This window comes from Shewanella carassii, from assembly GCF_002777975.1.
Lineage (GTDB): Bacteria > Pseudomonadota > Gammaproteobacteria > Enterobacterales > Shewanellaceae > Shewanella > Shewanella carassii.
Genome location: NZ_NGVS01000003.1, coordinates 83,452 through 103,258 on the forward strand (window position 1 = coordinate 83,452; position 19,807 = coordinate 103,258).

The window sequence follows — 19,807 nt, forward strand, 5'->3', positions numbered from 1 at the left end:
ACAGAGATTATCAGTCGATATCTAAGGGTTCGGGAGAGAGGATCACCCCAGTGTTATCGGCGTAGATATGATCGCCCGGCAGGAAGGTGACACCACCGAAGTTCACCGGAATGTCCACTTCACCAATGGCATTGCCATCTGCACCAACAGGAATGGAGGCCAGAGCCTGGATACCTATATCCAGCTCTTCGAGGGCATCAACATCGCGCACGCTACCGTAAACGATAATGCCTTCCCAGTTGTTATTGACCGCAACCTCGGCAATCGAGGCATCGATCAGAGCCCGGCGCAGAGAACCCCCGCCGTCTACCAGCAGAACCTTTCCTTCACCATCGTCCTGCAATACATCGAGAATGAGGCCGTTGTCTTCGAAACACTTGATGGTGCTAATGGAGCCGCCAAATGAACTACAGCCACCGTAGTTGCTGAACATAGGCTCGACGACATCGACAACATCCAGGTACATGTCACAAAGTTCTGAGGTGTTGTATTCCATATTTACACTCCTGTTGAACCGCAGGGTCTGACAAGACCGCGGGATAACGCACTAAATGCCAGTATATAAGGGATTCTTGAAAAGAAAAGTGTTATCAATCACGGTATTGCTGGATTTTCTCTCCGTTAACATTTGCGTGGTAATATTTCGTAACTCCTGTCTATATATGCAGCGTTTTTTGATGTGAGTCATTAAATAACGTATTTTTATTACAACTCTGTTGTGACTTTTGTTAGCATTGGTGCCATTCAAACTTACTTAACTTTAACCTGCTTTAGGGGCACGGATCCCCCGTCAGGCTTACGGATGGCAGAGAGCCTGAATGAGGTGCCTTATGGAAGCTCTTAACACAATTGAAATTATTGGCTATTTTGCCTCCATCATGGTGGCCATTTCTCTGATGATGAAGGACATCATCTGGCTGCGTTGGATCAACTTTACCGGTTGTACCCTGTTTGTGATTTACGGTGCCGCTATTTCTGCCTGGCCAGTAGCAGGGATGAACGCCTTTGTGGCCTGTATTAACATCTATCATTTGATCAAAATCTATCGCGGTCGGGCTACTGTCACCGCCTGATGTCATAAAAGCTTAGGGCAGGTGTCACCTGTCCGTCACACCCCTTGACTAGGCTCTTTACTGCTACACAGGTTGGAGCCCTTGCCCCGGCTCCTTACTGTCCACAGAAGGAGCCTCAGCCATGTTTACCTACCTTGCTGAACTCGATCTTCGAACCTTTCGCGCGCTGACACAATTTGGCCGCAAATATGACTTGGAAACCTGTGCCCTGAAGTTGTCTGCATCGGGTAATGGTCCGCTTTACCTGTGTCTGGCGCTGCTCATGTTGCTGGAGCAGGATGGGTCGCGTTTCTTCGCCTTGTTGCTGTTGGCGTACGCTGTGGAATTGCCTTTGTACCTGCTGCTGAAAAATGCCATTCGCCGTAAACGCCCATGCCATCAGGTTATGGTGGGCTTCAGGGCCAGCTTTGAGCCCTCTGACAAATTCAGTCTGCCGTCCGGCCATACGGCGGGTGCCTTCGTGTTCGCCAGTGCGGTATGGCAAATTTACCCGCAGCTGGCAGTGCCGGCATTTATCTGGGCTGGCCTGGTTGGGGTTTCCAGAGTGTTTCTCGGTGTTCATTACCCTCTCGATATCTTGGCCGGTGCCCTTTTGGGCAGCAGTGCCACTCTCATAGCAGTAGTTTGGATATAAGGACTATCAATGCGGATACTTTACGGCATTCAAGGCACAGGGAATGGCCATTTGAGTCGCGCCAGAGTAGTAGCCAAAGCCTTGGCAAAGCACGATATTCAGGTTGATTATTTCTTCAGTGGTCGCCAGCCGGAGCAGTTTTTTGATATGCAGGCCTTCGGCGATTACCGAGTCTGTGCCGGGCTGACTTTTGTGACTCAAAAGGGACGGGTCAGCATCCCCAAGACAGTGATGCACAATTCCGCCATTGAGCTTTGGCGGGACATTCGCGAATTGGATCTCAGTGGCTATGATCTCTTGCTCAATGACTTTGAGCCGGTTTCGGCTTGGGCCGCCAGGCGTCAGGGAGTGCCCAGTATAAGCATCAGCCATCAGGCTTCCCTCAGATATCCGGTGCCCAAAGTAGCAAACTCCTGGTTCAATAACTGGTTGCTGGAGAACTTTGCCCCGGTGGATCAGGCATTGGGGTGTCACTGGCATCACTTTGGTTATCCGATATTGCCGCCCTTTGTCGATGTCAGTCGCTGCGCCGTGGAACATTCGCACGATATTTTGGTGTATCTGCCGTTTGAGAGCCCACAAGCTATTGCCGAATTGTTGCACCCTTTCCATGACTACCGTTTTATGGTGTATCACAGCCAGGCGGCGCCAGTTGCTTTACCTGAGCATATTCTGTGGCATGGTTTTGATCGTGAAGGCTTCAAGGCCGATCTCGCCAGTTGCGGTGGGGTGATAGCCAATGCCGGATTTGAACTGGCCAGTGAAGCCCTGACCTTGGGTAAAAAGCTCTTGGTTAAACCCTTGCTTGGGCAGTTTGAACAGCTGTCGAATGTGGCCGCCCTGGAGCTGCTGGCAGCGGCCGACAGCATGATGACGCTGGAGCCGCAAACGGTGAAACGTTGGCTCAAACGGGGTAGCCCTGAGCCGATTAACTACCCGGATGTGGGCGATCTGCTGGTGCCTTGGCTGTTGGCAGGCAATTGGCAGGACAGTCAATCGCTGTGCCGGGAGCTGTGGCAGCAGGTGACATTACCCGACACCTGGTTTTCCAAGCAGGATGCCAGGGCGCTCAGCGGACTGCCTTTGGGCTCGCTGATCCGCTAGCAAAGGTACGAATAACTCCTCGCGGAATTTGTTCGCATCTTCCTCAGTTATATTTGATATTCATGCTGATCAGGGCTTCACGGCTGCCCTTTTCGGCACGCAATCGCGCCAAATACTGTTCCCAGAGTTCAGTTTGTTGGGTGCAGAGCTGGTGCAGTATCTGCCAGGAATAGAGGCCGGTATCATGGCCGTCGTCGAAGACCAGTTTCACCGCATAATTGCCGACCGGCTCGATGGCGCTGATATTGACCTCTTTCTTGTGAGTCACCAGCTTGGGGTTGCCATGGCCGTGAACTTCGGCCGACGGAGAGTGAACCCGCAGAAATTCGCAGCTCAGCTGATACTGACTACCATCATCGAAGCCTATCTCGAGCAGTTTGGATTTACGCTTCAGTTTCAGTGATGTGACTTGAGGGTGACTCATGGGAACTCCATTGTATCCGGCGTTGCTGTGTATCTGCTTATTCTATGTCAGAGCGCTTGGGCTGTGCACCCCGATGGATGAGAGCTGACACACATTAATGGTGGCAAAAAATAGCGGCCGCATGCAGCGGCCGTGATTGATAATGGGGGAATAACCTATTTGATAAAGGCGAAGGCATCGCCGTAGAGGTGGGCTTCATCCAGTCCCATCTCGCGGAATTGTTCGCGCGCAGCCCCGACCATGTCGAAACGACCGGCAATATAGATGTCATAGCCCACCAGGCTGACAAAGTCTGAACGTATCTGCGCCAGTAGATTGGCTTGTTTCCCAGCCCAACCGGCCTCTGCCTGCTCTACGACCGGCACGAAATGTAACCAGGGGTATGTTTGCTGCCACTCTCTGGCGATGGCTTCGTAGTACATGGCTTCTGGGTTGCGGCAGCCCCAATAGAGCAGGGTTTCCACCTTTTGCCCCAAGGCGATTTGCTGCTCCACCAGGCTCTTGATATAGGAGAAACCTGTACCACCGGCAATCAAGAGCCTAGGCCTGACACTCTGGTGCCTGAGGAAGGCTTCGCCGCCCGGGGCTTCGATATCGATATGGCTGCTGTTTCTCAGCCGCTCGACCACCTGCATGGGGTAGTTTTCACTGACGGCCGCACCTATGTGAAGTTCTATGAGTTCGCTGCCTGGAGCCGAAGCTATGGAGAAAGAACGTTTGTCTTTCTCATCCATTACTACACGCAGGTACTGACCGGCCTTGAACTCCAGCGGTTTTTCGGGGCGCAGCAATACTTGGTACACAGCGTCATTGAATGGGGCAATTTTCTCTATCTTACAGCGGATACTATTCATCGAACTTCCTTTTTTACCTCTCTGTTGAAGGCTTATTTTTAGTTTCGGTTTAAAGCAGTCATTGTGATTAAAGGGTCGCTTGGTCTTCTATGCCCAACTGTTCCCAAATCTCGTCCACTCGCTGTTTAACCTCTTGATCCATCACTATGGGGGTGCCCCATTCGCGGTTGGTTTCACCTTCCCATTTATTGGTGGCATCTAGGCCCATCTTGGATCCCAGCCCTGCCACGGGCGAAGCGAAATCCAGATAGTCAATGGGGGTGTTGTCTATCATCACAGTGTCGCGGCTGGGATCCATCCGAGTGGTTATGGCCCAGATAACGTCCTGCCAGTCGCGGCAATTCACGTCTTCATCGACTATGACAATAAACTTGGTATACATAAACTGACGCAGGAAAGACCAGGCTCCCATCATCACCCGCTTGGCATGGCCGGGATATTGTTTGCGGATGGAGATCACCGCCATCCGGTAGGAACACCCCTCCGGAGGCAGGTAGAAGTCAACGATTTCCGGGTACTGCTTGCGCAGGATAGGAACGAAGACCTCATTGAGTGCTACCCCGAGCATGGCCGGTTCATCCGGTGGCCTTCCCGTGTAGGTGCTGTGGTAGATGGCGTCTTTTCTGTGGCTGATATGAGTTACGGTAAACACAGGGAAGCTGTCGGTTTCATTGTAGTAACCTGTGTGGTCACCGTAGGGGCCTTCCACCGCCATCTCTTCGGGATCGATATAACCTTCGAGAATGATTTCGCTGGTGGCCGGTACTTCCAGATCGCAACTCAAGGCCTTGACCACTTCGGTGCGCTCACCGCGCAGCAGTCCGGCAAAAGCATATTCACTCATGGCATCGGGGACTGGAGTTACGGCGCCGAGGATGGTGACAGGGTCGCTGCCCAGCGCCACTACCACGGGATATTTTTCACCTGGGTGCTGCTGCTTAAAGTCGGCAAAGTCCAATGCGCCGCCTCTGTGTGACAACCAGCGCATGATTAGCTTGTTCTTGCCCAGCAGTTGTTGGCGGTAGATCCCCAGATTCTGGCGTTTCTGTCTCGGCCCCTTGGTGATGGTCAAACCCCAGGTCACCAGCGGTGCAACATCGCCGGGCCAGCAGTGCTGAATGGGCAGGGCGGTCAGGTCGACCTGATCGCCTTGCAACACCACCTCTTGGCAAGGGGCGTTACGCACTGTTTTGGGCGGCATGTTCAGTGCTTGCTTGAACATGGGGATCTTGGCAATAGCATCCTTGAAGCCCCTGGGGGGCTCGGGCTCCTTGAGAAACGCCAGCAGTTCGCCCACGTCTCGCAGCGCCATGGGATCATCTTTACCCAGTGCCATGGCGACCCGTTTCGGAGTCCCGAAGAGGTTAACCAGCACAGGCATTTGTTTGCCCTTGGGGTTTTCAAACAGCAGGGCCGGGCCACCGGCGCGCAGCACCCGGTCGGCTATCTCGGTCATTTCAAGATAAGGATCAACCGGATAGCTGATACGCTTGAGCTCACCCTGACTCTCAAGGTGATCGATAAAACTGCGTAAATCCTTAAAACTCATGTGGAAATAGCCTCCGCTGCCGAATGCATTAATGGCGCGCACTATAGCATTAATCATAGCGGTGGTTAACTGTTAAGCTTTAATCCTTAAGCTTCAGAGATCTTGTGTGCCTATATGTTTATTTGGGGCTGAAGACTCCTCTGGTCCCAGATGAAACCAAGCGCTAGGCGTAGTAGCATGCAAGCAGTGGGCCTTGAAGCCTGGAGGCTATATGAAACGAGCTATTTTCCTGAGTCTGATACTGATGAGTTTGCCACTGTTGGCTGCTGCCGGAGATAACTCCCATGCCGAGCGCCACTATCAAAGGGATATTCATAGAGAAGATTATAACCGTCACCATAACCATGGCTCTAGGAGTCACTGGGGCCTGTATTGGGGCGTCAATAATCCCTGGCTATCGCCCTGGCGCTATGACCCGTGGAATCGCTGGCAGTGGGATGAACCTTGGTACAGAGATCGCTGGCAGCGCCCCTATGTATATCGCAGGCAACCCAAGCCGGAGCCTGTGGTGGTTGCGCCACCGCAGCGATTCACGACTCACTTCGAAACCTTGGCGGACACCGAGAGTCGCGCCAGCCTACCGGCCAACACCAGGGTGATACAACAAGGTAATCGCACCTTGTATCAATGGCAGGGCAAGACTTATCAATTTGACTGGCAAAGCCAAACCTATCGGCCTCTGCCGCAGTCCCCATCTGAAGTTGGAGAGCAAAACAAATGAAATTGATCACCGGAGCCAGCAGTGGCTTGGGGGCCGCGCTGGCGAGGCGCTATCATACTGAAGGTGAGTCCTTACTGTTAACCGGCCGCAGTGAACAGAGGTTGCAGCAACTGGCGGCAGAGTTGCCCGGTGTCAGTTGCCAAGCCACAGATTTAACCAATCCGAGCGCGATTGAGGCTCTGCTCGACACTTTGGGCGAGGCCCCCGAAATGCTGCTGCACTGTGCCGGCAGCGGTCGCTTCGGTAACCTGGAAACTCAGTCACCGGCCGAGATCAAGAGCCTTATCGACAATAATCTGTTGTCTACTCTATTGCTGCTCAGAGCCATGCTAGCTCGTTGGCGGCAAGAGAGCATGACACTGGTGATTGTCATGTCTACCGCGGCGCTGCAACCCAAGGCCGAAGAGAGCAGTTACTGCGCGGTAAAGTGGGCCGTCAGAGGCATGTTGGAGTCCTTACGCTTGGAACTCAAAGGCAGCAAAATAAAACTGATAGCCGTCTACCCCGGTGGAATGGCAACCGGTTTTTGGCCCAGCAGCGGTAAGTTGGTGGATACATCGAGTTTTATGACGGCCGATGAAGCGGCAATCATGTTAAGCAACGCCTTACAAAACTGCGATCACGGCTATGTTTCGGATATCACCCTGACCCGGGGCTAGGATACATAGTTAACAGTTAAAAAAGATTTTGCACTGTGAGTCGGGGCCGCCAAGAAGTAACACAGCCAAGGGAGGCGCTATGATATTTCAATGGAACCTTAATCGCCTAGGCGCAGGCTTTGGCCTGCATTCGGGTTTGATAAATTGCTTGTTGTTGCTGGGCACTCTGCTGTCTACGGGATGGGTGCAGGCCAATGCCGCAGACAATCTGTGCATTCCCTATACTGCCAGCGAAACGGTTACACTCGCCTATATCAATGATGGTGATACCCTCACTCTCAAAGATGGTCGCCTGATACGCTTGATAGGCGTCAATGCCCCCGAGATAGATCATCAGTATCCGGGCCTCTCCCAGCCCTACAGCTTGGAGGCCAGAGCCTTTGTCGCCTCTAAGCTCAACGTGGGGGACAAGCTGGCGCTGATGTATGGCCCGACCCAACTAGACCCTCATGGTCGCACTCTGGCCTATGTGTTTACTGCGGATGGTTTATTATTGCAGCAGGCGTTGCTGCAACAGGGTTTCGCCATGGCCAGGGTCTATCAGGAACATCCATTTTGGGAATGCTTTGCCGAGTTGGAGCAACAAGCGCGCACTCAGAATGTCGGCTTGTGGCAGTTTGACGACTATGCGCCCAAGGCGACTTTGGCTATCGGCCAGCAGGATTTAAATCAATATCGCCTGGTCAGAGGTGTAGTGACAGATTTTGAAAGAAAGGGACAGTATTTGTGGCTTATTCTGGATGATAACTTCTATGTCGGCATACCTCAGGCCGGATCTGGTAATTTTAGCAATGTTTTGGCGCTGAACTCGCTTAAGAGAGCCGTTGTGGTGCGGGGTAGGTTGTATTTTTCCTACAAAAAATGGCAGATGATTGCCACTCATCCTTCACAGATAAGTTTGGAAAATCCCCCTTAGAAGCAAAAAGCCTGACTTAATTGGAAAATTTGCCATCCACTGTTTTAAAATCGCGCCTTTTCGCGTATCTTTAGCGCCTTGTGATTTGAGTCACTGTGGTGAGAGTTTCGCAGTGATCCAGACCTGTGTTTGTACGGTTTTTTACTTAATATCATTCCGCATTTCAGGATTTTAAAATGACAGATTTCCGTCAAAAAGCGCTCGACTATCATGAGTTTCCCGTTCCAGGCAAAACTGCAGTCATGCTGACCAAGCCCGCCGAGACCAGTATGGATCTGGCGCTGGCCTACAGCCCGGGGGTGGCGGAGCCGGTACGTGAAATCGCTTCCAATCCTGCCAATGCGTACAGATACACCAACAAGGGCAACACGGTTGCCGTGATTTCCAACGGTACCGCCATTTTGGGACTGGGTAACCTCGGCCCCTTGCCATCCAAGCCGGTAATGGAAGGAAAGGCATTGTTGTTCAAGCACTTTGCCAATATCGATGCCACTGATATTGAAGTAAAACACCGTACAGCTGAAGAGTTTATTCATACGGTTGAGGCGATTGCCGACTCCTTTGGCGGTATCAACCTGGAAGATATCAAGGCGCCCGAGTGCTTTGAAATTGAGCGTGAACTGATCGAGCGCTGTCAGGTTCCTGTGTTTCATGATGACCAGCACGGTACGGCAATCGTTACTGCCGCCGGGATGATCAATGCCCTCGAGATCCAAGGTAAGAAATTGGAAGAGGCGGTATTTGTCTGTATGGGCGCAGGCGCAGCGGCTATTGCCTGTATGAGCATGTTGGTCAAGTGTGGTGCCCAGCGTGAAAATGTCTACATGCTGGATAGAAAAGGCGTGATCCATACTCGCCGTGAAGATCTCAACGAGTACAAGGCGCTGTTTGCCAACAACACAGACAAGCGCACCTTGCAGGATGTGATCAAGGGCGCCGATGTGTTCCTGGGACTGTCCGGCCCTGATGTTCTCGGCGCCGAGGAAGTGGCCATGATGGCCGAGAAGCCGGTGATCTTCGCCTGCTCCAATCCGGATCCCGAGATCAAGCCTGAGCTGGCCCATGAGATACGTAAGGATCTGATCATGGGAACCGGTCGTAGCGACTATCCTAACCAGGTCAACAATGTGCTCTGTTTCCCATTCATCTTCCGTGGCGCCCTGGATGTGCGTGCCAGCCGCATCAATGATGAGATGAAGATAGCTGCGGTTTATGCCATTGCCGAACTGGCCAAGGAGCCTGTGCCTGAATCTGTGTTGGCGGCTTACCCCAATGTCAGCGAGTTGAGCTTTGGCCCTCTGTATGTGTTGCCCAAGCCGATGGACCCAAGATTGCTACCTAAAGTCGCCAAGGCTGTGGCCCAAGCCGCCATAGACTCTGGGGTGGCGCAGATAGACACACTGCCGCAATATCAGGAAGTCTGATCGGCGCATATTTCAAGTACCATTTCGCTTACGTTTACCGAGTCAAACTTTATCGGAAATGGTATCAGGGGCCTAGTTGGCCCCTTTGTTGTTTCTGTGGGGTAACCAAAGCATTTGTTTGCGTCGGTTGCCTTTTGTGCATGGCTACTGAATAATCAACCCACTGAGTTCCCGCAGTGAGGCGGCTCAACACCCAGAAGAATAAGAAGACTGGCAGGAACGCCCTCGATGAAACTCACCCGAATTCTCACCAAAAAACTCACCAGCTTTTGGCTGTTGTCGCTGACGACTGTGGCATTTGTATTTTTGCTCTGTGCCATGATGAGTTTTCTGCAGCTGACCTATAAGTTCCAGCAACAGAAGGTCACAGAGCTGGAAACCATGTTGGCCAATCAATACCAGCCCAGCAACAACTGGGAGCTGGAGTCCTGGCTGCCCCCCATGTTACTCGCCTACAATGCCGCCAGCTTTAAGCTCTGGCATCACGATAAATTACTGTTTGAATACAAAGGTAATATAGCTTCAGAGAGCCTGGTCTATTATCACGCTCAGCTTAAAGGCAAACCTGGGTTAAGGATGGAATTGGAACTGCCGCAGCCGTTTTCACAGCACAGGCCCGGTTGGTACGAAGTCTTGATTATTCTTGTTGGTGTGGGGGCCGTACTGGCGTTTGTTCGCTTCGGCTATCTCTGGTACTCGCGGCAACTGGAGGGGATTGAAGAGTTGGCACAGCGCAGCCGTTTGATCCTTCTGGGTGAGCACGAAAAAGCACTGGCGATGCCGGGCAAGGGGAAGCCGAGGTTGATTAACCGCGCCCTCAGTCGTTTGCTGGAAGAGCTGGCCGATGCCCAGAAAGAGCGTGCCAGATTTGACAAGTTTATCCGCAGTAATACCTTTTTGGATCCCGACACCCGCATAGGTAACCGCTTGTTTCTCAATAATCGCCTCGATGCCCTGAGCAATGAGCAGGGCATGATTGCCCATGGGGTGCTCTACCTGCTGGAGTTGGAGGATCTGGATCTGTTGCAACAAAAGTTGGGGGACAGCCTGACGCTGGAGCTGCTCAGACAAAACGTCAACGGCATCAGTCAAATCCTGCAGTCTCAACCCAATAGTTTCTTTGCCCGCCGCTCCCATAACCAGTTTGCGATAGTGGTGACCCAAATTTCCCTGGCTGAGGCTGATCAACTGGCAATCCGTTTGTTAAAAGTCTGCCAAAGCCAAGTGTTGCCCAAGCTGGACAACGCCGACAACTTCTATCATCTCGGCGGCGCTTACTTCAAGGTGGGGGATGGTCAGCAGCAGTTGTTGGAAGAGGCAGAAATGGCGCTGAGAGCCGCGCAGTTGCAGGGGATCAACACCTGGTTCATGTATGATAAGGGCGCGGTGGATCAGGAGTTTGCCAAGGGCTCGGTGCGTTGGCGCAGTTTTTTGGAAATGGCCTTGGTCAACAAGCGTTTTCTGGCTTATACCCAGCCCGTGATGGATTGTGATGGCAAGCTGCATCACAGAGAGGTGTTTACCCGAGCTAGAGATCCCGAGGGCAACCTGGTGCGGGCGACCCTGTTTTTGCCGATGGCAGTTAAATGCGGCTTGATGCCGCAAATCGAACGCCAGACACTGGAAAGAGTCTTGTTTGAGTTATTGCCGAAAGAGGCGGACAAGAGGGTCTGTTTCAGCATCAACCTGAGCCTGGATTCGTTGATGAGCCGCGCCTTTATTCGTTGGTTGCGCACGACTTTATTGGAATATCGTGATCTGACCGGTAGATTGATCTTTGAGATCAGTGAGGATATTGCGGCGCCCAACCAGGAGAAAATCGCCTCCCGGCTGCAGATGATCCGTAAAATGGGCGCGCGCCTGTGTGTCGATCATGTGGGGCAGCAGGTGATCAGTACCCAATATATTCAGGACACGGGGTTCGAGCTGATAAAATTGCACAGATCCATAGTGCGGCAGATCCATCTACGGCCGGAAAATCAGCTGTTTGTTCGTAGCCTGATAGGTGGACTCTACCGCACCGAAGTACAGGTTTGTGCCGAAGGGGTGGAGCTGTTCGAAGAGTGGCAAACGTTGAGAATACTCGGGGTCAGTGCCGCCCAGGGCAGTTGGTTCAGTGAACCTGTATCTGAAATAGCCTGATTGACTTGTTTATCAGCAATGGCAGACCTATCTTTAAGAGCAGTTCTCAGTTTGAGAAGATTTGCCTATAAAATGAAGTGATTAGTCTTTAAAATAGTCACGCCAAAATATTGACTTAAATCTTTAGGGGCCGTAGACCCTGTCTTTGTCTGCGGTTTCACCAGTTTTTCACAGGGACTCAGGGGTTATCTATGACAAATATGTCATTTATCAGTCGCCTTTTTCACTTTGGCTCGCCCCACTCAGGTGCCGCTACCGGCCTCTTCCTCGCGGCTAATCAGGCCTGGGTCTTTCGTCCCGCTAGTGATAATCAGGATACCCTTTGTCAGAGCTATCCCATTGAACAGGATGATTGGAATGCCCTGTTTGCTTCCATTTATGCCGACTTTGGCCCCTCCAAGCTGCAGTTAACTCTGGGCTTTGGCCGCTATCAACTCCTGAATGCCGACCGGCCCAGAGTGACTGAAGATGAGATGGCCCAGGCACTGGTGTGGGCTATCAAAGATATGGTCAGTATTCCACCGGCCGATATTCACCTGGATTACTTTGAATCGCCGATAAAAAGCAGTGACAAACTCAATGTGGTGGTTTGTTCCCGCAGTGGTTTATCGGCCTTGGCCCAAGAAATAGACCAGGCTGGCATGGAGCTGGCGGGGATCAGCATCGAAGAGTTATTGCCCACTAACCTCTTTAACCAAGACCCTTTGGCCAGGTTGGTGATAAGCCAAGTGCCGGGACAGGAGTTATTGCTCACAGTGGTGCGTGAAGGTGAGCTCTATATGCAGCGACATATCCGCGGATTCTCTGAACTGCATCAGACCGATGCTGAATCCTTGGGATTTGGTATTGCCGATACCTTGAGCCTGGAGATCCAACGTTCGATGGACTTTTTTGAAAGTCAGCTCAGGCAAGCACCGGTGGCCTCAATCGACCTCATGGTTCAGGGGCAAACCGATGCCTTGGCTCAGTTGATATCCCGTAACTTTAATCAACAAGTGCGTCCGGTCAATGGCATGGATGTTGGTATGAAAATGGCTGAACTCAGCTATCAGGAACTTAAGCGGGGAAGCAAATGAGCAAGACCCGGATTAACCTCTATTCCTCTTCACTCCTGCCCCCCAGATTAAGGTTGAGTTTCACCCGCCTGCTGGCTGTTGCAGGTGTGCTCTTGTTGTTGGGAGGAGTGCTTATCGGCCTGGGATGGTGGCAACAACAGTCTCTGGCCAAACAGTTGGTCGAGATCAATGCTCAGCGGCAGCTACTCGATGTTGAAAAGCAGCAGTTAGAGGCCCAACTGGCCAAGCGTCAGCCGAGTGCCGAGCTGGTCATTGAACTGGAACGTCGAACTCAGGAACGTGAGCTCAAGCGCATGCTGCTGACCGAACTTGGGCAGCGGGAGCGTATGACTTCCAAGGGGTTTGCACCTGTATTGCAGGAGTTGGCCCAAGTGTCCGATGGCAGTGTGTGGCTGAGTCGCATCAAGCTGGAAGACGATCTGCTGGAGTTTGAAGGTTTCGGCCAATATCCACAGAGCCTACCGCGCTGGATAGACAAGCTCAAACAAACCGAGAGCCTGAGAGGGCGCTCGTTTGCCTCTATGACTATGGCTCGTGAGCCTGGTCAGCCGCTGGGCTTTGTTTTGACCAGTAACGCTCCGGAGGTGAAAAAATGAGTTTCCTTCGGCGCCTAGGGCAGGCTTTTAATGGCCTGAGCCAAAGAGAGAGAGGCATGGTGGCAGGAGCCGCCCTGTTGTTGCTGTTATTACTACTATATCTGCCGCTGGAGTCTTTCTGGCTGGAGCGCCAGAGCAATTTGCAACGCCTGCATGCCGACCAGAGTAGCATCAAGCTCAGTCAACAGCAGCTGGCACTCTATCGCCAACGTCTGGCGGAAGACCCTGATACGCCGCTCAAGGCAAGTTTGGCGCAAGTGAATCGTGATATCGCTGCGCTGGATCAACAGCTGGACAGTCAGATGGTCGACATGGTGCCAGCCAACTATATGCCAGCCCTGCTCACCGCCTTGTTAGAGCGGGTTCAGGGTATACAGTTGACCGGCTTCAAGTCTATTGCACCAACGCCTTTGCTGGTGGTGGGTAAGGACGATGAGCAGCAGATGAATCTCTATAGTCATGGGATAGTGCTGGAGTTTGAGGGCGACTATTTTGCTGTGCTTAAGTTTATGCTGGCAGTGGAAAATATGCCGGATAAGCTCTATTGGAAACGCCTGGATTACCGGGTGTCTGAGTATCCCAAGGCCAGTGTGCAACTCGAGTTATATACGCTCAGCATCAATGAGGACTTTATCAGTGTGGCATCTACTCGCTAAGGGCATAATCTTATTGGCGCTGCTCTGTAGCCAGGAGCTCGTTGCCGCCAGTTTACGGGATCCCACCATGCCGGCACAGGGATTGAGCCTTTCGACCAAGCAGCCGGGCGAGCAGAGCCTAGTGCTTAACAGCCTGCTCAAGGGGCCACAGGGCAAGCGGGCCGTGATCAATAATCAAATTTACCGCCAGGGAGACAGAGTTCAGGGAGTGGTGTTAAGCCTTATCGATCAGAACAGCGTTTTGCTGGCCGATGGTCGCCGTCTCTATCTGTTTCAAGCGATTACCGAGCGCAAGGAAAAACATTAATGAAAACCAGACTCGCCTATATGCTGCCGTTGTTGGCTTTGGGCCTGGCGGCCTGTCAAACCACGGATAGGCCCAACCCAGCCGCCTCCAAAGAGGCGTTACGCGACTCTTTGGCACAGCAAAATGCCAAGGCGGTGGTGCCGCCTCCGGCCAGCCTGCCTCCCGGTGTGCAGCAGGAGTTGAATGCCAATAGTCTCCTGAGTGGACTGGCAACCCCCATGCAGACCGAGCGACGCTTCGATGTCTCGGCTAATGATGTCGATGCCAGGGTATTTTTTCCGAGTCTGGTGGAAGGCACGCCCTTCAGCGTGGCTGTGCACCCACAAGTGAACGGCAATATCTCTCTGTCGCTCAAGGGGGTGACCCTGAGTGAAGCCTTACAGGTAGTGCAGGACATTTACGGCTATGAAATCAGCCGTGAAGGACGAGTCTTGAGGGTTTATCCCGCTGGCCTTAGAACCGAGACTTTCCCGGTCAATTACCTTTATATGGAACGCATCGGCCTGTCGCTGACCTCGGTCAGCTCGGGTAGGATCTCTGACGACAATAACGGCAATAATAACAACCAGAACAACAGTCAGGGTAACGACAGTAACAGTAATTTCAGCAATAACACCAGTAACAACGGCAACAACCAGAACAGCAATAACACCAACGGTACCTTTATCAGTTCCCGCACCAAGACAGATTTCTGGGGCGAACTGCAACAGACCCTGGAATCGATTCTCGGCAGCCGCGGTGATGGTCGCTCAGTGGTGGTGACACCTCAGGCCGGCTTGGTAACCGTCAGAGCCTATCCGGACGAGTTGCGGCAAATTCGCAGTTTCCTTGCCACCGCTGAGAGCCATCTGCAGCGGCAGGTGATTCTGGAAGCCAAGATCCTCGAAGTCACCCTCTCCGATGGTTATCAGCAGGGGATCCAATGGCAGGATGTGCTTGGCAGCGCTTTGGCCGACGGTAATACTGATATCAAATTTGGCACCAGCGAGGGCTCGTTTGGCAATCAGATCACCGAAGCGATCGGAGGGGTAACCTCTTTATCACTCAAAGGCACAGATTTCGCCGCTATGATTACCCTGCTCGATACCCAAGGCGATGTCGATGTGCTCTCCAGTCCCAGAGTGACAGCGTCCAACAACCAGAAGGCGGTGATCAAAGTTGGCCGTGATGAATACTTTGTCACGGATGTCTCCTCCACCACTGTGGCCAGTACCACGCCGGTGACTTCGCCTGAGGTGGAGTTGACGCCTTTCTTTTCGGGGATCGCTCTGGACGTGACGCCTCAGATAGACAAAGACGGCAGTGTGCTGCTGCATGTGCACCCTTCAGTCACGGATGTGAAAGAGCAGAACAAGAGCATCAAGATCAGTGACTCGGCGTTGGATCTGCCCTTGGCCCAGAGTGAAATCCGTGAGTCCGATACTGTCATCAAGGCGCTGTCCGGCGATGTGGTAGTGATAGGCGGCCTGATGAAGAGCGAGAATACCGAAGTGGTATCCAAGGTGCCGCTGCTTGGCGATATTCCCTTTATCGGTGAAGCCTTTACCAATCGCAGCAAGTTAAAGCGCAAGACTGAGCTGGTGATTTTGCTCAAGCCGACTGTGGTGGTTGATGGCACCTGGCAAAAAGAGCTGCAACGCTCCCAGAGCTTGCTCGACCGCTGGTATCCACAGGAATAGCCGCCACTATGTATCTGCAGCATTTTGGCATGCAGAGCATGCCTTTTGCCCTGACCCCCAACACAGGATTTTTTCTGGGGTTGGCTCCCCATGTGGAGGCCTTGCAAGTATTGCAGGTGGCGCTGCAAACCGGTGAGGGTTTTATCAAGGTTACCGGCGAAGTGGGAACCGGCAAAACCTTGCTGTGCCGTAAATTGCTCAACGAGCTGCCGCAGCGGTTTTGTTGCGCCTGGTTGCCCAACCCTTATCTGACCCCGGCAGAACTCAGGCTGGCGATTGCCGAAGAATTGGGGATCGCCGTGAATGACGTGAAAGATCAGCAGCAACTCAGTGGCTTGATCCAACAACAATTGCTGGCGCTTAGCGCTCAGGGACTCAATATTGTTCTCTTACTCGATGAAGCTCAGGCCTTGCCGGATGAGAGCCTGGAAGCCTTGCGGCTGCTGACTAATTTGGAAACCGAGAGTCGCAAGCTGCTGCAGGTGGTGATCTTCGGCCAGCCCGAGCTGGATGCGCGCCTAGCACAGCAAGAGTTTCGCCAGTTACGCCAGAGGATCACCTTCAGCTATCGTTTGCGGCCGCTGACCCGGGACGAAGTCTACGCCTATCTGCGCCACAGGGTGGCGGTGGCCGGTTATCAGGGGCCAGCGTTATTCAGCGCCGCAGACAGTAAGCGTATCGCCATCGCCGCCAGAGGGATCCCCAGATTGGTGAATATTTTGGCGCACAAGGCGCTGCTGCTCTGTTTCGGTGAAGGTAAACAGCAAGTGACATCTACGCATATCAAGGGCGCCATCAAGGATACCGAAGATGCTTCTCATTATGGCAACTGGCGTTGGTTTTGGCCGACTCTGGCACTGCTCCTTGCTTCAGTCGGCGCCTCGGTCGGGGTTTATGCCATGAAGGGAGCCGGACTATGAGCGTAGTCAATCAGATGCTCAAAGATCTGGATAAACGTCAGCAGCCGCACAACTTAGCTCATGTGCCGATAGGGCAGGCCAGTCAAGCGGCCAATCCCTGGTGGTTGCTTCTGGGTGGCACGCTGCTTGGCATTATTCTGTTGGCGCTGGGATTATGGCTGGGCGGTTATCTGGGAGATAACAATCCAAGCTCATCCCAAACTCAAAACCTAAGCGGTAGCCGAACCGAGCCATCGCAGACAGTGCCGTATGAGCCTGGTCCCTCTGGCCGTCATCGATTGCCGCAGGTGGTTGCCGGTATCAGCGACGACAACCGCGGCTTAAGTCCTGTGCCAGAGACGCACACCTCGGCGTTGCAACTGCCCAGCAAGAGCCTGGCGCCAAAGCTAACAAGTGAAGAGTCTAGCGAGCTTAATGCAGCATTGAACGCCCAGGGCCCAGACTCAGAAACGAATGACTCAAAAGCCGTTAGCTTAAACTCGAACCGTGCCGCCTCTGGGAAGCTTGATACCAAGGCCGTTAGTGATATTCCGGCCGCCAAGGTTGATGCAAGACTCGAGCAACAGCCCGAACAAGAGTCCGAACAAGAGCCTGCTCATTCAATGCAAGCCGAAAGCCTCGGTCGCCATGAAGCATCAAGTCGGCCAGCCGATCTTGGGCGGCAAGAAAATACCCAGTTCCCTGGCGCGGAAGCCTCCAAGCCCAGTCAGACGAAAATGAGCGTGACTCAGGTTTCTCTGACCCCGGCGGAACTGTCGCAGAAAAAGTTACAACAGGGACTGCAGGCCAAGGAACTGGGCCAGACAGACAAGGCGATGTCGGCCTTCGCCGATGCACTGCGCTCGAATGATGCCAACCACAGTGCCCGTCAGGAGCTCGCGGCGCTGTTTTATGGCCGCGGCGAGCTGGACAAGGCGGCAGTATTGCTGCGTCAGGGCGCCGAACGTTATCCGCAGCAACCTGTGTTTTGGTTACTGCTGGCCCGGGTGCAAAAGGCCCGCAGCGAGTTGCCTCTGGCGCTCGCCAGTTTGCAACAGATAGCCGATGGCAGCGAGCTTGGCCGGGAAAAATGGTTGCTGCAGGCCGAAATAGGCCAAAGCCTCAAGGATTGGCCCTTGGTACAGCAAAGTTATCTTAGCCTGATCCAGCAGGATGCCTCTCAGGGTCGCTGGTGGCTGGGGCTGGCTTATGCCCAGGATGCGAGTGGCGCTTATGATGCCGCGAAGGCCAGTTACCAGGAGGCACTCAAGCGCCAGGGCTTGTCCGCGGATGCCCGTGATTACATAGAAAACCGACTCGCCCAGATAGGAGGCCGCCAGTGAAACCCAAGTTGAAAATGCGCCTCGGTGATCTCCTGGTACAGGAGCAGATTATCAGCGAAGTGCAGCTGCAAAACGCGCTGTCGCAACAAAAGCAAACCGGCCGCAAGTTGGGGCGCACCCTGATAGACATGGACTTTATCAGCGAGGAGCAGCTGTTGCAGTTCCTCTCGCATCAGCTGAATATTCCCTTTATTGACATCAGCAAACGTCCCATTCCTACCGAGGTGGTCAACCTCTTGTCTGAAGTACAGGCACGGCGTTTTCGGGCGCTGGTGATTGAGGCCGATAACGATTCTGTGCTGGTGGCTATGAGCGATCCAGCCGATCTGCAGGCGTTGGATGAGCTGGATGCGCTGTTGGCTCCAAGGCGCCTGAAACTGGCGGTAGTTAAAGAGCAACAGCTGTTTGATGCCTTTGATAACCTCTATCGCCGCACCGGCCACATCGCCCAGATGGCCGGTAAGTTGGAGGAGGAATACGCCGCCGATGATCAGTTCGATCTCGCCAGTCTGACCGAAGGCGACAGCGATAATGAGACCACAGTGGTTAAGTTGCTGCAGTCGATTTTCGAGGATGCGGTGCAGATCCGTGCCTCGGATATTCACATTGAGCCCGGCGACAAGTCGCTCAGGATCCGCCAGCGGGTAGATGGTCTGTTGCAGGAAAACGTGCTCAAAGAGGTCAATATCGCCGCGGCGCTGGTGCTCAGACTCAAGCTGATGGCCGGTTTGGATATCTCGGAAAAACGCTTGCCCCAAGATGGTCGTTTTCATATTGAAATCAAAGGTCATCAGATAGATGTGCGTATGTCTACCATGCCCATCTATCACGGCGAATCTGTGGTGATGCGGCTGTTAGACCAATCGGCTGGCCTCTTGACCCTGAACGAAACCGGGATGCCGCCGCATATTCTCGAGCGGGTACGGCGGCAGATAAAACGCCCCCACGGCATGCTGTTGGTTACAGGTCCCACCGGCTCGGGCAAGACTACGACACTCTATGGCATTCTCAGTGAACTGAATAAGGCTGAGAGCAAGATCATTACCGTGGAAGACCCGGTGGAATACCAACTGCCGCGGATCAACCAGGTGCAGGTCAATCACAAGATAGGCCTGGATTTTTCCAATGTACTGCGCACCACCCTGCGCCAGGACCCCGACATCATAATGGTGGGGGAGATGCGGGATCAGGAAACCGTCGAAATCGGCTTGCGCGGCGCCCTGACAGGTCACTTCGTGCTCTCGACCCTGCACACCAATGATGCAATTACCAGTGCCCTGCGTTTGCTCGATATGGGGGCGGCCAGTTATTTGGTGGCCAGTGCCCTTAGAGTCATTATCGCCCAGCGCCTGGTGCGGCGGGTGTGTAAGAACTGCGCCACCGATTATCAGCCCACGCCGCAGGACAGAGTTTGGCTCCAGAGCATCAGCAAGCGCGACTTTTCCGATGCCAGGTTTAGAGTGGGCACTGGGTGTCAGAGTTGTTCCGGCACCGGCTATCGTGGCCGGATCGGGGTATTTGAACTCCTCGAGCTGGATGAAAACATGATAGAGGCGATGCGCCGCGGGAATCCCCATGAATTTGCCCGCGCCGCCTATGCCAGCGAGCAGTTTACCCCCTTGGCTGAATCGGCTCTGGAGTACTTGCACTCAGGCCTGACGACCATAGAAGAGGTTGCCAAACTGGTGGAAGATGTTTCCGAATCTCAAGTGCCGTTGGCGGCCGAGATGATGGAACGGGATGAGGTCTGA

At 53.3% G+C, this 19,807-nt stretch carries 20 protein-coding genes; 16 read left to right on the forward strand and 4 right to left on the reverse strand.

All coding sequences use genetic code 11. The annotated features are described in order from the left end of the window. Positions 1–10: 10 nt before the first annotated feature. The gene (rraA, locus tag CBE72_RS00600; protein ID WP_025011574.1) at positions 11–496 is read right to left on the reverse strand and encodes a ribonuclease E activity regulator RraA; all 486 of its coding nucleotides are present in this window, start codon (positions 494–496) and stop codon (positions 11–13) included. A gap of 334 nt (positions 497–830) precedes the next feature. Here rraA and CBE72_RS00605 point away from each other — a divergent pair, with 334 nt between their 5' ends. From CBE72_RS00605 to CBE72_RS00615, 3 genes are all read left to right on the forward strand, one after another. Continuing rightward, complete coding sequence (locus tag CBE72_RS00605; RefSeq protein WP_100141858.1) at positions 831–1,073, forward strand: YgjV family protein; 243 nt, start codon at positions 831–833, stop codon at positions 1,071–1,073. Between the two features lie 121 nt (positions 1,074–1,194). Further along, positions 1,195–1,707 carry a phosphatase PAP2 family protein gene (locus tag CBE72_RS00610; RefSeq protein WP_100141859.1) on the forward strand — a complete coding sequence of 171 codons (513 nt, stop codon included), beginning with the start codon at positions 1,195–1,197 and terminating at the stop codon, positions 1,705–1,707. A gap of 9 nt (positions 1,708–1,716) precedes the next feature. Then, the gene (locus tag CBE72_RS00615) at positions 1,717–2,811 is read left to right on the forward strand and encodes an MJ1255/VC2487 family glycosyltransferase (protein WP_100141860.1); all 1,095 of its coding nucleotides are present in this window, start codon (positions 1,717–1,719) and stop codon (positions 2,809–2,811) included. A 43-nt stretch (positions 2,812–2,854) separates the two neighbouring features. Here the strand turns inward: CBE72_RS00615 and CBE72_RS00620 are convergent, their stop codons facing one another. The 3 genes from CBE72_RS00620 to ubiD all read right to left on the reverse strand — a co-directional run bounded on the left by CBE72_RS00620 (position 2,855) and on the right by ubiD (position 5,638). Continuing rightward, the gene (locus CBE72_RS00620; RefSeq protein WP_100141861.1) at positions 2,855–3,235 is read right to left on the reverse strand and encodes a gamma-butyrobetaine hydroxylase family protein; all 381 of its coding nucleotides are present in this window, start codon (positions 3,233–3,235) and stop codon (positions 2,855–2,857) included. A gap of 155 nt (positions 3,236–3,390) precedes the next feature. Beyond that, complete coding sequence (gene fre, locus CBE72_RS00625; RefSeq protein ID WP_100141862.1) at positions 3,391–4,089, reverse strand: NAD(P)H-flavin reductase; 699 nt, start codon at positions 4,087–4,089, stop codon at positions 3,391–3,393. Between the two features lie 67 nt (positions 4,090–4,156). Next, a complete protein-coding gene (ubiD, locus tag CBE72_RS00630) occupies positions 4,157–5,638 on the reverse strand; it encodes a 4-hydroxy-3-polyprenylbenzoate decarboxylase (RefSeq protein WP_054744491.1) in 1,482 nt (493 codons plus the stop codon). A 211-nt stretch (positions 5,639–5,849) separates the two neighbouring features. On the opposite strand from ubiD, the gene CBE72_RS00635 reads away from it, so the two are divergent. The 13 genes from CBE72_RS00635 to CBE72_RS00695 all read left to right on the forward strand — a co-directional run bounded on the left by CBE72_RS00635 (position 5,850) and on the right by CBE72_RS00695 (position 19,807). Beyond that, positions 5,850–6,359: a hypothetical protein gene (locus CBE72_RS00635; RefSeq protein WP_100141863.1), complete on the forward strand. Its 510-nt coding sequence runs from the start codon at positions 5,850–5,852 to the stop codon at positions 6,357–6,359. Continuing rightward, positions 6,356–7,018, forward strand: a complete 663-nt coding sequence (locus CBE72_RS00640) for an SDR family NAD(P)-dependent oxidoreductase (protein ID WP_100141864.1) — start codon at positions 6,356–6,358, stop codon at positions 7,016–7,018. The genes CBE72_RS00635 and CBE72_RS00640 overlap by 4 nt, the downstream gene beginning before the upstream one ends. Positions 7,019–7,097: 79 nt before the next feature. Then, positions 7,098–7,934, forward strand: a complete 837-nt coding sequence (locus CBE72_RS00645) for a thermonuclease family protein (RefSeq protein WP_100141865.1) — start codon at positions 7,098–7,100, stop codon at positions 7,932–7,934. Positions 7,935–8,110: 176 nt separating this feature from the next. Beyond that, on the forward strand, positions 8,111–9,358 hold the full coding sequence (locus tag CBE72_RS00650) for a malic enzyme-like NAD(P)-binding protein (RefSeq protein ID WP_100141866.1): 1,248 nt from the start codon (positions 8,111–8,113) through the stop codon (positions 9,356–9,358). 228 nt (positions 9,359–9,586) lie between these two features. Beyond that, positions 9,587–11,500, forward strand: a complete 1,914-nt coding sequence (gene csrD / locus CBE72_RS00655) for an RNase E specificity factor CsrD (protein ID WP_100141867.1) — start codon at positions 9,587–9,589, stop codon at positions 11,498–11,500. Between the two features lie 191 nt (positions 11,501–11,691). Further along, positions 11,692–12,576 carry a type IV pilus biogenesis protein PilM gene (locus tag CBE72_RS00660; RefSeq protein WP_229672033.1) on the forward strand — a complete coding sequence of 295 codons (885 nt, stop codon included), beginning with the start codon at positions 11,692–11,694 and terminating at the stop codon, positions 12,574–12,576. Continuing rightward, a complete protein-coding gene (locus tag CBE72_RS00665) occupies positions 12,573–13,172 on the forward strand; it encodes a PilN domain-containing protein (protein ID WP_100141868.1) in 600 nt (199 codons plus the stop codon). Before CBE72_RS00660 ends, CBE72_RS00665 begins: the two co-directional genes overlap by 4 nt. Then, positions 13,169–13,828, forward strand: a complete 660-nt coding sequence (gspM, locus tag CBE72_RS00670; protein WP_100141869.1) for a type II secretion system protein GspM — start codon at positions 13,169–13,171, stop codon at positions 13,826–13,828. Before CBE72_RS00665 ends, gspM begins: the two co-directional genes overlap by 4 nt. Continuing rightward, on the forward strand, positions 13,809–14,135 hold the full coding sequence (locus CBE72_RS00675; RefSeq protein ID WP_229672032.1) for a general secretion pathway protein GspB: 327 nt from the start codon (positions 13,809–13,811) through the stop codon (positions 14,133–14,135). Before gspM ends, CBE72_RS00675 begins: the two co-directional genes overlap by 20 nt. Continuing rightward, positions 14,135–15,814 carry a pilus (MSHA type) biogenesis protein MshL gene (gene mshL, locus CBE72_RS00680; RefSeq protein ID WP_100141870.1) on the forward strand — a complete coding sequence of 560 codons (1,680 nt, stop codon included), beginning with the start codon at positions 14,135–14,137 and terminating at the stop codon, positions 15,812–15,814. The genes CBE72_RS00675 and mshL overlap by 1 nt, the downstream gene beginning before the upstream one ends. 8 nt (positions 15,815–15,822) lie before the next feature. Further along, positions 15,823–16,734: an ExeA family protein gene (locus CBE72_RS00685; protein ID WP_100141871.1), complete on the forward strand. Its 912-nt coding sequence runs from the start codon at positions 15,823–15,825 to the stop codon at positions 16,732–16,734. Further along, positions 16,731–18,056 (forward strand): tetratricopeptide repeat protein, encoded by a 1,326-nt coding sequence (locus tag CBE72_RS00690; RefSeq protein WP_100141872.1) that lies wholly within the window; start codon positions 16,731–16,733, stop codon positions 18,054–18,056. Before CBE72_RS00685 ends, CBE72_RS00690 begins: the two co-directional genes overlap by 4 nt. Further along, positions 18,053–19,807 carry a GspE/PulE family protein gene (locus tag CBE72_RS00695; RefSeq protein ID WP_100141873.1) on the forward strand — a complete coding sequence of 585 codons (1,755 nt, stop codon included), beginning with the start codon at positions 18,053–18,055 and terminating at the stop codon, positions 19,805–19,807. Before CBE72_RS00690 ends, CBE72_RS00695 begins: the two co-directional genes overlap by 4 nt.

Coding starts and splice junctions, on each gene's coding strand:
- rraA (WP_025011574.1), bottom strand. CDS start 496: ATGGAATACAACACCTCAGAACTTTGTGACATGTACCTGGATGTTGTC.
- CBE72_RS00605 (WP_100141858.1), top strand. CDS start 831: ATGGAAGCTCTTAACACAATTGAAATTATTGGCTATTTTGCCTCCATC.
- CBE72_RS00610 (WP_100141859.1), top strand. CDS start 1,195: ATGTTTACCTACCTTGCTGAACTCGATCTTCGAACCTTTCGCGCGCTG.
- CBE72_RS00615 (WP_100141860.1), top strand. CDS start 1,717: ATGCGGATACTTTACGGCATTCAAGGCACAGGGAATGGCCATTTGAGT.
- CBE72_RS00620 (WP_100141861.1), bottom strand. CDS start 3,235: ATGAGTCACCCTCAAGTCACATCACTGAAACTGAAGCGTAAATCCAAA.
- fre (WP_100141862.1), bottom strand. CDS start 4,089: ATGAATAGTATCCGCTGTAAGATAGAGAAAATTGCCCCATTCAATGAC.
- ubiD (WP_054744491.1), bottom strand. CDS start 5,638: ATGAGTTTTAAGGATTTACGCAGTTTTATCGATCACCTTGAGAGTCAG.
- CBE72_RS00635 (WP_100141863.1), top strand. CDS start 5,850: ATGAAACGAGCTATTTTCCTGAGTCTGATACTGATGAGTTTGCCACTG.
- CBE72_RS00640 (WP_100141864.1), top strand. CDS start 6,356: ATGAAATTGATCACCGGAGCCAGCAGTGGCTTGGGGGCCGCGCTGGCG.
- CBE72_RS00645 (WP_100141865.1), top strand. CDS start 7,098: ATGATATTTCAATGGAACCTTAATCGCCTAGGCGCAGGCTTTGGCCTG.
- CBE72_RS00650 (WP_100141866.1), top strand. CDS start 8,111: ATGACAGATTTCCGTCAAAAAGCGCTCGACTATCATGAGTTTCCCGTT.
- csrD (WP_100141867.1), top strand. CDS start 9,587: ATGAAACTCACCCGAATTCTCACCAAAAAACTCACCAGCTTTTGGCTG.
- CBE72_RS00660 (WP_229672033.1), top strand. CDS start 11,692: ATGACAAATATGTCATTTATCAGTCGCCTTTTTCACTTTGGCTCGCCC.
- CBE72_RS00665 (WP_100141868.1), top strand. CDS start 12,573: ATGAGCAAGACCCGGATTAACCTCTATTCCTCTTCACTCCTGCCCCCC.
- gspM (WP_100141869.1), top strand. CDS start 13,169: ATGAGTTTCCTTCGGCGCCTAGGGCAGGCTTTTAATGGCCTGAGCCAA.
- mshL (WP_100141870.1), top strand. CDS start 14,135: ATGAAAACCAGACTCGCCTATATGCTGCCGTTGTTGGCTTTGGGCCTG.
- CBE72_RS00685 (WP_100141871.1), top strand. CDS start 15,823: ATGTATCTGCAGCATTTTGGCATGCAGAGCATGCCTTTTGCCCTGACC.
- CBE72_RS00690 (WP_100141872.1), top strand. CDS start 16,731: ATGAGCGTAGTCAATCAGATGCTCAAAGATCTGGATAAACGTCAGCAG.